The following is an 803-nucleotide window of genomic DNA, read 5'->3' on the forward strand; positions in this document are numbered from 1 at the left end:
GGTGTGGGCCGAGGAGGGGGACGCGCGGGGCGGGTTCGGTTACGGGACGCTGTCCGGGCATCCGGAGGTGGGGGAGGAGTCGTTCGTGGTGGAGCTGGCGGCGGACGGCGACGTGTACTTCACGGTCACCGCCTTCAGCCGCCCCGCCGCCTGGTACGCCCGCGCGGGCGGCCCGGTCGTGCCTGTGATGCAGCGGCTCTACGCCCGTCAGCTGGCCCGCACCCTGCGCCGGCTGGCCGTCGCAGCGGGCTGAGCCGGCTCCGGGAGCCGCAGTGTCAGCAGCAGCGCGGCGACCGGCAGGGCGAAGAGCACGGCCAGTGCGGCGGACAGGCCAGCGTGGTCGGCGAGTTGGCCGAGGGCGGGGCTCGCCAGGCCGCCGACGCTGACCGCGAGGCCGAGGGTGACGCCGGCGGCGGTGCCGGTGTGCCCCGGCACGTACTCCTGGGCGAGGGTGACCTGCACGCTGAACGGCAGATAGAGCCCGAGCCCCAGCAGCACCGCGGCGGCGCAGGCGGTGGCCGGGCCGGGGGCGGCGAGCAGCGCCGCGAGGCCGGGGAGCACGAGGGCGTAACCGGCGCGGATGGCCCCGACACGGCCGCGGCGGTCGGCGAGCCGGCCGCCCAGCACGGTGCCGAGGGCGCCGGCGGCGAGGAAGAGGGTGAGTGCGGCGGTGCCCTGCGCGCGGCTGCCGTCCAGGTGGCGGGTGACGTAGAGGGAGAGGAAGGACGCGACACCGAAGAAGCAGATCGAGCGGCAGACGACGACGGCGGAGAGGCGGCGGAAGGCGGGCCAGTTCTGGAGGG

At 76.6% G+C, this 803-nt stretch carries 2 protein-coding genes; one reads left to right on the forward strand and one right to left on the reverse strand.

The genetic code is table 11. The annotated features are described in order from the left end of the window. The coding region (locus tag G5C51_RS42265; RefSeq protein ID WP_165246253.1) for a DUF1990 family protein at window positions 1–253 on the forward strand (253 nt) is incomplete at its 5' end. Here the strand turns inward: G5C51_RS42265 and G5C51_RS42270 are convergent. After that, a partial coding sequence (locus G5C51_RS42270; protein ID WP_165246255.1) for an MFS transporter occupies window positions 208–803 on the reverse strand: 596 nt, incomplete at its 5' end. The genes G5C51_RS42265 and G5C51_RS42270 overlap by 46 nt on opposite strands.

Origin of the sequence: Streptomyces coryli, from assembly GCF_011044975.1 — a bacterium.
Lineage (GTDB): Bacteria > Actinomycetota > Actinomycetes > Streptomycetales > Streptomycetaceae > Streptomyces > Streptomyces coryli.